General features: G+C 29.4%; 10 protein-coding genes. All 10 read left to right on the forward strand.

The features are described 5' to 3' along the window. Window positions 1-11: 11 nt before the first annotated feature. Genes ACSULM_RS09390 through ACSULM_RS09435 form a run of 10 tightly spaced genes read left to right on the forward strand, consistent with a single transcriptional unit; the run spans window position 12 to window position 11,036 of the window. Window positions 12-1,823 carry a polysaccharide biosynthesis protein gene (locus tag ACSULM_RS09390; protein ID WP_436862354.1) on the forward strand — a complete coding sequence of 604 codons (1,812 nt, stop codon included), beginning with the start codon at window positions 12-14 and terminating at the stop codon, window positions 1,821-1,823. A gap of 1 nt (window position 1,824) precedes the next feature. Then, entirely contained in the window at window positions 1,825-3,198 is a 1,374-nt protein-coding gene (locus ACSULM_RS09395) for a hypothetical protein (RefSeq protein WP_436862356.1), read from the forward strand. A gap of 4 nt (window positions 3,199-3,202) precedes the next feature. Continuing rightward, a complete protein-coding gene (gene wzx, locus ACSULM_RS09400) occupies window positions 3,203-4,576 on the forward strand; it encodes an O-unit flippase-like protein (protein WP_436862358.1) in 1,374 nt (457 codons plus the stop codon). Continuing rightward, complete coding sequence (locus ACSULM_RS09405) at window positions 4,551-4,976, forward strand: serine O-acetyltransferase (protein ID WP_436862359.1); 426 nt, start codon at window positions 4,551-4,553, stop codon at window positions 4,974-4,976. Before wzx ends, ACSULM_RS09405 begins: the two co-directional genes overlap by 26 nt. Continuing rightward, a complete protein-coding gene (locus tag ACSULM_RS09410; protein ID WP_436862361.1) occupies window positions 4,973-6,163 on the forward strand; it encodes a glycosyltransferase in 1,191 nt (396 codons plus the stop codon). Before ACSULM_RS09405 ends, ACSULM_RS09410 begins: the two co-directional genes overlap by 4 nt. Then, on the forward strand, window positions 6,160-7,035 hold the full coding sequence (locus tag ACSULM_RS09415) for a glycosyltransferase family 2 protein (protein ID WP_436862363.1): 876 nt from the start codon (window positions 6,160-6,162) through the stop codon (window positions 7,033-7,035). Before ACSULM_RS09410 ends, ACSULM_RS09415 begins: the two co-directional genes overlap by 4 nt. A gap of 5 nt (window positions 7,036-7,040) precedes the next feature. Beyond that, a complete protein-coding gene (locus tag ACSULM_RS09420) occupies window positions 7,041-7,592 on the forward strand; it encodes an acyltransferase (RefSeq protein WP_436862365.1) in 552 nt (183 codons plus the stop codon). 2 nt (window positions 7,593-7,594) lie between these two features. Further along, window positions 7,595-8,596 carry an NAD-dependent epimerase gene (locus tag ACSULM_RS09425; protein ID WP_436862367.1) on the forward strand — a complete coding sequence of 334 codons (1,002 nt, stop codon included), beginning with the start codon at window positions 7,595-7,597 and terminating at the stop codon, window positions 8,594-8,596. A 17-nt stretch (window positions 8,597-8,613) separates the two neighbouring features. Further along, window positions 8,614-9,888 (forward strand): nucleotide sugar dehydrogenase, encoded by a 1,275-nt coding sequence (locus ACSULM_RS09430; protein WP_436862369.1) that lies wholly within the window; start codon window positions 8,614-8,616, stop codon window positions 9,886-9,888. A gap of 11 nt (window positions 9,889-9,899) precedes the next feature. Next, window positions 9,900-11,036 (forward strand): glycosyltransferase family 4 protein, encoded by a 1,137-nt coding sequence (locus tag ACSULM_RS09435; RefSeq protein WP_436862371.1) that lies wholly within the window; start codon window positions 9,900-9,902, stop codon window positions 11,034-11,036. The last annotated feature ends 202 nt before the right edge of the window (window positions 11,037-11,238 follow it).

Here is an 11,238-nt window from a genome sequence, read left to right on the forward strand (position 1 = left end):
GGGGAATTTAATTGACGCGTATTTCAGCAAAATCACGATTAATAATGTTGATAGTAATTGATTCATTAATTGTGACATTATCAGTATTTTTGGGCTACTCTATTTTAGAACCGTATTTCGCAAGTTATACTTTCAAACTATTAATTTTATCATCTATTATATTGTTCTTTTCGCACCACGTCTTTGCATGGTTATTTGATTTATATCATAGGGCGTGGGAGTATGCGAGTGTAAATGAATTAATATTGGTTGTTAAAGCAGTAAGTAGTTCATTAATTACGACAATCATATTAGTGTCTTTGATTACTGGTAGCAGCCCATTTTTCAGATTGTATTTTATTACATGGATGATGCATTTGATTTTCATTGGTGGTTCCAGACTATTTTGGAGAGTTTACAGAAAGTATATCATTGGTAAAAGTGTGAAGAAGAAACCCACACTTATTGTAGGTGCTGGTCAAGGGGGTTCTTTACTAATTCGTCAAATGTTAAGAAGTTCAGACATGAAGATGGAGCCAGTATTAGCAGTTGATGATGATAAAAACAAACAAAAAATCACAATAACTGAAGGTGTCAAAGTACAAGGTTATATTAAGGATATACCAGATTTAGCACAGAAGTTTAATATTAAAAAAATCATCATAGCAATACCTACTTTAAATGCAAGCAGGTTACAAGAAATTAATGATATATGTAATATTGATGGCGTAGAATTATTTAAAATGCCTAATATAGAAGAAGTATTGTCAGGTGAATTAGAAGTCAACCAAATTAAAAGAGTTGATGTAGAGGACTTACTAGGAAGAGATCCAGTCGAATTAGATATGGCGATGATATCTAACGAACTTTCTCATAAGACAATATTGGTTACAGGTGCTGGCGGTTCAATCGGTTCTGAAATTTGTAGACAAGTTTGTAAATTCGGGCCTAAAAAGTTAATTCTTTTAGGGCATGGAGAAAATAGTATCTATTTGATTCATCAAGAATTAACAAATATCTATAAAGATAAAATAGAAATTATTCCAGTAATTGCTGATGTTCAAAATAAGCCTAGATTACAGCAAATAATGAAGAATTATCGTCCGTATGTTGTTTACCATGCTGCGGCGCATAAACATGTACCTCTTATGGAAGCGAACCCATTTGAAGCTATGAGAAACAATATTTTAGGCACGAAAAATACTGCAGAAGCTGCAATATTTGCAGAAGTGAATAAATTTGTCATGATATCTACAGCCAAAGCAGTGAATCCACCAAACGTTATGGGCGCAACTAAGAGAGTAGCTGAAATGTTTATACAAAGTTTAAATGATGAAAATCAAAAAACTGATTTGGTAGCCGTGAGATTTGGAAACGTATTAGGATCAAGGGGATCAGTTATTCCTTTGTTTAAAAAGCAAATTGAAAATGGTGGGCCAGTAACAGTTACACATCCAGACATGACAAGGTATTTCATGACAATCCCTGAAGCTTCTAGGTTGGTATTACAAGCTGGAGCAATTGCTACAGGTGGAGAAATCTTTGTATTAGATATGGGACAACCAGTCAAAATTGTAGACTTAGCTCGAAACATTATTAGGTTGAGTGGTAAAAAAGAAGAAGAAATAGGTATTGAATTTACTGGTATGAGACCAGGAGAAAAATTATTTGAAGAATTATTAAATAAAAATGAAATTCATTCAGAACAGGTATATGAGAAAATATATCGTGGTAAAGCTTTAAGTGTTTCTAAAGATGAGCTTATTGAGTTTATAAACGAATTATTTACAAATACAAATGAAGCAAAAGATAGATTAATAGAATTTGCTAATAGGAAGTTATAATATGATACGTTTTTATAGAATTACAGTTGTAGTACTATCTTTAATCAGTATAATATCTATTTTAGTCAGTAAATTACAATTGCCTCAAAACTTAATAGCACTCCCATTTCTATTTATGTGTTTATATTTATTGTTACCTATGTTTAGTAAATATATGTTCATTAATGTGGGGATAACGATCGTTAATATAACAATGCTAATCAGATATGTTATTTCACCGTTTTTAATGTCCATATATGGTGTGAACGTTAATCTAGGTACTTCTACGTCTATAGGTTCACAGACAATAGCTATTAATTTAATGCTATTTGAAATGTTAGCGGTAATGCTCACATTTAGTTTAATGCATAAACGGTTTTATACTGCAGAATCTACTTTTAGAACAATAAAAGCTAAACCCAATTTGTTCGGGTGGGCGTTTGTAATATTTAGTATGATAATTTTGATACTTAATCCAGATATTTTAGGGAGGTATACATTTATATGGTCTGCTTCTCAATTAAAGAGTAAAGATGCGGTTGATGCAGTCTCAATCTACTTTCTAGTAATTCAATTAGCACACGTAGTTGTAACTATAGGTGTATTAAATTGGATTTATAAAATGTATGAGAAAAATAAAAGTATCATTTTTTTATTACTCTCAATTCTAGTTGTTGGTTTTTCAAGTTCATTTATTTCGGGAACAAGCCGATTTAGTATTATCTTACCTTTAACTACTGGTTTTTTTACAATTTTCATTTTGTATAAAAATTATAGAAAGATTATTGTTTTTATTTCTGTATGTATGTCGTTACTTCTGATAGGTGTATCGACTTTACTTAAGCAGAATACAATTACATCTACAAATGCTGCATCATCCGCTCATAGTGGTGGCACTTTTGAAAAAATGAATACTGATTTGCAATTGTATTTTTCAGGTGTTTCAAATGTTGCACATGCTATGGATACAAGTCATATATATGAACCATTTCAAGCCAACGCAATTATTTCAGAATTGTTTAGGTCTGTTATCTTTTTAAATTCATTGTTTGGACAACATCAAAGTGCATTAATTGCGTTCAATGAGACATTCTATCGTAGATTTTTAGTGTCAGATCAAATTTTACCTATGATAGGTCAAGGTTATTTATATTTTGGTCCTTATCTAGCACCATTATTTTCAATAGTAAGTATAATTTTAGTGATGTTGCTTGATAAGAAAATTTATAATAGTGATTCTGTATTTAAGATGTATATCATGTCATATTTATGTATAAAACTAGCATTATTTTATATGGCTAATGCAACAATACAGCTTTCATTCTTTACAAACTTTTTCCTTATATTATTAATTATTGCTTTCATGAATAAAATGATAGTGATTAAGAAGGTGTAGTGAAATGAATATTGGAAAAGTGGATGTAGCATGGAGTTACATAAGTTTAGCGATGGTTCAAGGTGTCAATATCATGCTACTTCCAATTATATTAAAATTTTTAAATTCTGCTGAGCTCGGCTTATGGTATACATTTACATCTCTTTATGGTTTAGCAATGCTTATTGATTTTGGTTTTCAAACGGTCATAGCAAGAAATATTAGTTATTTATGGTCTGGAGCGAAAACGATTCAAAGTGAAGGCTATGATTCAAGTGAAGTTAAAAATAATGGTATACACATTGGATATTTTGTAAAAGTGCTAAGCACTGTGAAATTTATATATTACGCTATGGGGTTAATGATTTTTATCATTTTCATCAGTTTTGGCACGTTATATTTAGTGAAAATCACAAATGGTGAAATTGATTTATATACTGCATTAACTGCTTGGCTGTTTTATATGGTTTCAATAATTTTAAATATTGCATTTTCATTTTGGAATGCTTTATTAAAAGGTATCGGTGCAATAAAACTGTACAATCAAATACTTGTAGTAACTAAAGTAGCACAACTTGTTTTATCGGTATTATTTTTGTTGCTTGGTTACGGTATTGTTGGTGTTTCTTTAGCATATTTATTGTCTGTTATTATAAACCGCGTATTACAGTCAATCTGTTATTATAGATACTCAAATGAAACCAAAGCAACCAAAGGGCAAATAAAATTCCAGTACAATAAAGAAATATTTAAAGCTTTATTGCCAAATACAGTTAAGACAGGTATTTTGTCTTTATCTAACTATTTAATTGTGAATTTTCCAATTATTATATGTTCTTACTTTTTATCTTTGAAAATATCAGGACAATTTGGATTAGTAAATCAAATTGTTACGTTAATTTTAATGTTATCAAATTCGTATTTTAATACATATTTATCTAAATTCAACTACTTAAGAGTAAAAAACCAATTTGATGAACTTATAATTTTGTTCAGAAAATCAATGATTACCAACTATATATTCAATATTGTAGCTTTTACACTGTTTGTATTGTTAGGTGGATTTTTCTTAGAAATATTAGGAACTGATTATAAATTATTGCCATTAGGGCCACTTATTTTAATCATAGTATATCGATTCTTATATAATAATCAAATTTTATTCACGACGTTTTTAACGACAAAAAACAAAATACCTCACTATAGGCAATTTATGATATCTGCTTTAATAACGGTTGCAGTACAAGTCATTGTTTTGGTGTTTTTGGAAAAAAGTTTGATGTACCTAATTTTACCTTTATTAATAGTACAGTTAGTACATAATAATTGGTATTGGGTATTGTATGTTATAAAAGATATAAGGAATGAGAAAAATGACAAAGAAATCATTAATGAATAAATCAATTGGTCTTATGACTAAGCTTTATAGTAAAAATGTACCTATAGTACCTAGATTGATGCAACAATTTAATAGACTTATTTTTGCGTGTGATGTTCCACGTAGTGTCAAAATTGGTGAAGGTACTATTTTTGCACATAGTGGTTTAGGTTGTGTAATACATTCAAGTGCGGTCATAGGTGAAAATTGTAAAATACAACAAAATGTTACTATTGGTGGTAGAGGAACAAGGGGAACGCCGGTAATTGGTAATAATGTTTTTATTGGGGCAGGATCTACGATTATAGGCAATGTGAAAATCGGTGATAATGCAACGATTGGAGCTATGACTTTAGTGCTAAATGATGTAGCAAACTCTCAAACTGTAGTAGGTATACCTGCTAAAGGAGTGGAAAAATGAAGTTACTTTTTGTTGTAAATAATTTTAATTTTGGAGGCCCCCAAAAAAGTCTTGTAAACTTATTATATGAGTTAGAAGGCCATGGGATTGAAGCAGATTTAATGATTATGAATCAGCAAGATAAACTGAGTAGTTACTTGCCAGATTATGTAAATGAAGTTCCAATTCATAGCAAGTATTCGTTATTAATGCTCGATAAAAGTAAAATAATTAAAAATATAATATCAAATATAGATAAGCCTATATTCATATTAAAAGTACTATTATTTATTTTAAAAAGTAAACTAAAGCTACAAGATAATACTAAGGCAAAGCAAAATTTTTGGGTAAATAATAAATGGAACACATCTGAATTTGAAAAAACTTATGATTTTGCGATAGGTGTTTCTGGAGGTCATTCTGTTTATTTTATTCAGGATTACATTAATGCCAAACATAAAATAGGATGGATTAGAACAGATTACAAAGTATTGAAAAGAAACCATGATTTAGATTATCAATATTTCAAGAAAATGAGTGGAATGCTAGCAGTTTCAAATATGACTGCTAAGCGTTTTGAAGAAATCTTTAATATTAAACCTAGTGTTTTTTATAACAGTTTACCGATTAAACTATATGAAAATATAGAGAGTGAAAATTTTAATACAGATTCTAAATATATGAATTTATGTACTATTTGTAGATTAGACAATGGTAAAGGTTTAGATTTATTAATTGAAGCAGCAAAAATTTTGAAAAAACAAAAAATAAAATTCAATTGGTATATCGTTGGTACTGGAAAATTGGAAGAATGGTTAAAAGAACAGATACTAAAAAATAATTTAGAAAAATTAGTTTTGCCAATAGGATTTAAATTCAATACGGGAAACGTACTTAAAAAAATGGATATTTTAGTACATCCTTCTAGATTTGAAGGCAAGTCAAACACAATTGATGAAGCACTTTATTATGAAATACCTGTTGTGGCTACTAACTTTGAAACAGTCTATGAACAAATTGTAGATGGTGAAAATGGATTCATTACTAATATGAACGGAAATGAAATAGCTAATAGAATTATTGAATTATGTGAAGATGAGCAACTGTATAAAAAAATAAAAAGCGAACTTCATAATAATAAGCGTGTTCCTGAGAATAAAGGCAAAGAATTTATTAGCATACTGTATCAGTTAGGAGATAATAAATGACTAAATTAACTATTTTCACACCAACGTATAACAGAGCGCATACATTACCTAGACTCTTTGAATCATTATTAAATCAAACTAATTACGATTTTGAATGGTTAATTGTTGATGATGGATCTACAGACAATACTGAACAATTAGTAAAAACATTTGTGACAGAAAAATTTTCAATTAGATATATAAAACAAAATAATGGTGGAAAGCATATAGCTACTAATGTAGGTTTGAAAAGTGCAATAGGTGAATTATTCACTTGTCTTGATAGTGATGATTGGTTTTATTCTAACGCCGTGGAATTTATTATTAGAAAATTTGCTGAGGATAGTAAAATAAATGCTTTAATATCACTTGATACATTTGAAAATGGAAATGTTGTGGGTGAGTTACTACCCAATATAGAAAGTGCTAATTGGGTAGACTTAAGATATAAATATCACATTAAGGGAGATAAATGTTATGTGTTTAAAACAAAGATAGTTAAGTATATGACTTTTCCACAATTCGGTGAATCTAAACACATGCCACCATCCTATCAATTATTTGAATATAGTAAATATTATAATTTTCATTTATCAAATACAAAAACAAAATTTGTCGAATATCAAAGTGATGGTATTAGTAGTAAAGTAAAATTGAATTATTTTAAATCTGCAGAAAATTATTGTGAATATAGAAAGTTTGCAAGTAAACAATTACCAAATATAAATGAAAAAGTAAAAAATATTTTACTTTTTGATATTTCTTGGATTGAATTGAAATTGGACAGTAAATTTAAGTTTAAGAATAAACTATCATATTTATTTTCAATATTTTGTTTACCTATTTCGTATGTTATGTATATTTACTATAAAAAATATTTTCAAGGGAAGTAAATGATATGAAAAACAAATTATATTTCATTATAAAAATTATGCAAAAACCATATAATTTAATTCCTAAAGGGATTTCTAATATATTATGGGATTTATCTTCATTAAGTGAATCAAAAGTGGCAATATTATATAGATATTTATATTTAAATAAATATGCAAAAAGTGTTGGGAAAAATGTTTTTGTAGGGAAGTATATAACTATAAAAAATATTAATAAATTAGCTATTGGTAATGATGTAAGTATACATGCGTATAGTTATATAGATGCATATGGGGAGATTGAAATTGGAAATAGTGTTTCAATAGCTAATCATGCCACGATTATATCATCAGATCATACATGGACTGACAATAATCATCCAATTAAATATAATCCAGTGGATCCTAAAAAAATAATCATCGAAAATGATGTCTGGATTGCAGCTGGAGTAAGAATATTAGGTGGCAACACTATTAAGACAAGAAATGTAATAGGTGCTGGAGCAGTTGTGAATAAAAATACTGAGCGTAATAGTGTTTATGTTGGCGTTCCAATCAAAAAAGTGAAGGAGATTTAAATATGAAAATTCTAATCACAGGTACTGCAGGATTTATCGGGTCACATTTGGTGAAAAAATTAATTAGTCAAGGTCATGATGTTGTTGGTGTAGATAGTATAAATGATTACTATTCAGTTTCTTTAAAAGAAGATAGATTAGAATCTATTGGAAAAGAAAATTTCACTTTTTATAAATTGAAACTAGAAGATTATGATGATTTAACTAAAGTGTTTGATGATGAACAACCTGAAGTTGTAGTGAATTTAGCTGCACAAGCAGGTGTTAGATACAGTATTGATAATCCTAGAGCTTATATCGATGCTAATATTGTTGGTTTTATGAATGTGCTTGAATGTTGTAGACATCAAAATATTAAAAATTTAATCTATGCTTCTTCAAGTTCAGTATATGGCGCGAATACAAGCAAACCATTTAGTACATCAGATAATATAGATCATCCACTTAGCCTATATGCAGCGACGAAAAAATCAAATGAGTTAATGGCACACACGTATAGTCATTTATATAACTTGCCAACAACAGGTTTAAGATTCTTCACTGTTTATGGACCATGGGGTAGACCAGACATGGCACTATTCAAATTTACCAAAGCAATTGTAAACGATGAAGTGATTGATGTTTATAATCATGGAAACATGATGAGAGACTTTACTTACGTTGATGATATTGTTGAGGCAATTAGCAGACTTGTTAAGAAACCAGCATCACCAAATAAAGATTGGTCAGGTGCTAATCCAGATCCTGGCTCATCTTATGCACCTTATAAAGTTTATAACATTGGGAATAATAGCCCTGTTAGATTAATGGAATTTGTTGAAGCAATTGAAAATAAACTTGGAAAAGAAGCTAAGAAAAATTATATGGATTTACAACCAGGGGATGTACCAGAAACATATGCAAATGTAGATGATTTATTCAGAGACATCGATTTCAAACCAGAGACAACGATTCAAGATGGTGTAAATAAATTTGTGGATTGGTATTTAGGATATTACAAATAAAGGGGAGCGTTTTTATTATGAATAGAAAAATTGCAGTTGTAGGGTTAGGTTACGTAGGATTGCCGGTAGCTGTTACTTTCGGGAATAAACATAAAGTCATTGGTTTTGATATTAATGAGTCAAGAATTGAAGAGTTGAAAAATGGATATGATAGAACTAATGAAGTAACGGATGAAAAATTAAAGCATACTGATATAGAATACACTTCAAATTCAGAAGATTTGAAGAAAGCAGATTTCATTATTATTGCAGTACCAACACCAATTGATAAACATAATAAACCGGATTTATTCCCATTAATAAAAGCAAGTGAAACAGTGGGGAAAGTTATTACGCCTGATACAATTGTAGTTTATGAATCTACAGTTTATCCTGGTGCGACTGAAGAGGATTGTGTACCTGTACTGGAGAAATATTCAGGTTTAGTATGTGGGAAAGACTTTTACGTTGGTTATTCACCAGAAAGAATAAATCCTGGAGATAAAGTGCATACTTTCGAAACGATTACAAAGGTCGTTTCAGGACAAACACCAGAAGTTTTAGATGTAGTAGCAGAAGTTTATAGCTCTGTAGTAACAGCAGGTGTGCATAAAGCGTCTTCTATTAAAGTAGCAGAAGCGGCGAAAGTCATTGAAAATACGCAACGTGATGTCAATATTGCGTTGATGAATGAACTAGCAATCATATTTGGTAAATTAGATATAGATACGAACGAAGTATTAAAAGCTTCAGGTACGAAGTGGAATTTCTTAAACTTTAAACCAGGTTTAGTTGGAGGGCACTGTATCGGTGTTGATCCATATTATTTAACTCATAAAGCTCAAGAAGTAGGTCATCATCCGGAAGTCATTTTAGCCGGAAGAAGAATAAATGATAATATGGCACAATATATAGCTTCTAATGTAATTAAAGAATTACTAAAGCAAGGATTAGAAGTTCAAGGAGCGACTGTAAATGTATTAGGACTTACCTTTAAAGAAAATTGTCCTGATTTAAGAAATACAAAAGTTATTCATATCATTGAAGAATTAAAAGAATACGGATTAAAAGTAACTGTTAATGATGTCGAAGCAGATAAAACAGAAGCTAAAAAGTTCTTTGGATTAGATTTGAAAGATGTAAATGAATTAGAAACAGCAGATGTATTGTTATTTGCAGTTCCTCATAAGGAATATATTGACAACGTTAAAGAATATTTGAATTTGGCAAAAGAAAATGGCGTATTAATAGATATTAAAGGTAACATTAACAGTGAAGATGTGCAGATGAACCAAAAACTTTGGAGGCTATAAAATTGAAAATTGTGCAAATTGCCGCAATTGAAATGACTCATATAAAACTTTTGAAAGCCTTGAATGAAGCTAGTGTTGCAAACGGCTTAGAGGTGCATTGTGTGAGTACTTCTGGCACTCAAAAAAATGAGGTACTAAAACAAGGCGTATATTATCATAATATAAAAATTGACAGAAGCATAAATCCAATAGGCAATATGAAATCTATTTTGCAAATGGTAAGGTTATTTAAACAAATCAAACCAGATATTGTACATGTTCATACACCTGTAGCAGCGGTTTTAGGGCGAATTGCGGCTAAAATAGCTGGTGTCCCAACAATCATATATACAGCACATGGATTTTATTTCCATGAAGGTATGTCATTAAAGACTTATAAATTTTATTTTAATATTGAAAAACTTATTGGTAAGTACTTTACAGATTATATATTTACACAAAGTGAAGAAGACTATAATACAGCTGTACAAAACAATTTTTTGAAAAATTCTAAACAAAATAATTATCTCCATATTAGTAATGGAATAGATATAGATCGTCAGTTTAATATTGAATTTATAGACAAAGATTCTGTAAATGCCATTAAAAAAGAATTGGATATTAATGTAAATGATATTGTTGTTACTTTTATTGGCAGATTAGTAAAAGAAAAAGGTATATTAGATTTATTAGAGTCTTATAAGAAATTATCTTTAAATAATATAAAATATATAATTATAGGTGATTTACCTGAAGGCGAAAGAGATAAAGAAACACTTGAACTACTCAAAAAGTATAAAAAAGAGAAAAATATTATTTTTACAGGTCAAATTTCTAATATTAACGAATACTTAGCGTTAAGTGATATATATTGTCTTCCTTCGTATAGAGAAGGTATGCCAAGGTCTATTATTGAAGCAATGGCAATGAAAAATGCAATTATAGCTACAAATATAAGAGGTTCAAGAGAAGAAGTAATTGAAAATGAAAATGGTTTTTTAGTTCCTTTACAAGCTAGTATGTATATTGCAAATAAAATAGAAGAATTAGCAAATGATGAAATTAAATTGAATCAATTTAAAGAGGCAAGCTATATAAGAGCGAAAAATATTTATAATGAAACTGAGGTAGTAAAAAAACAACTTGAAGTTTTTAGTCAAGTTGATTAGTGAAAAAAATGGGAGGAGATCCAATGTTGAAGAGAATCTTTGACTTGATAATTAGTTTTAGTTTTTTAGTTATTACATCACCAATATTAGTAGGTTCATATTTTTTGATATGACGGATTGTAATATTAAGTGCAACACTCTTAAAATTTCATAAAAAAATGCCCATAAACGGCACTCTATTGTAAGATGTTAATAACCACAA

The organism is Staphylococcus caeli (assembly GCF_051413795.1).
Taxonomy (GTDB): domain Bacteria; phylum Bacillota; class Bacilli; order Staphylococcales; family Staphylococcaceae; genus Staphylococcus; species Staphylococcus caeli_A.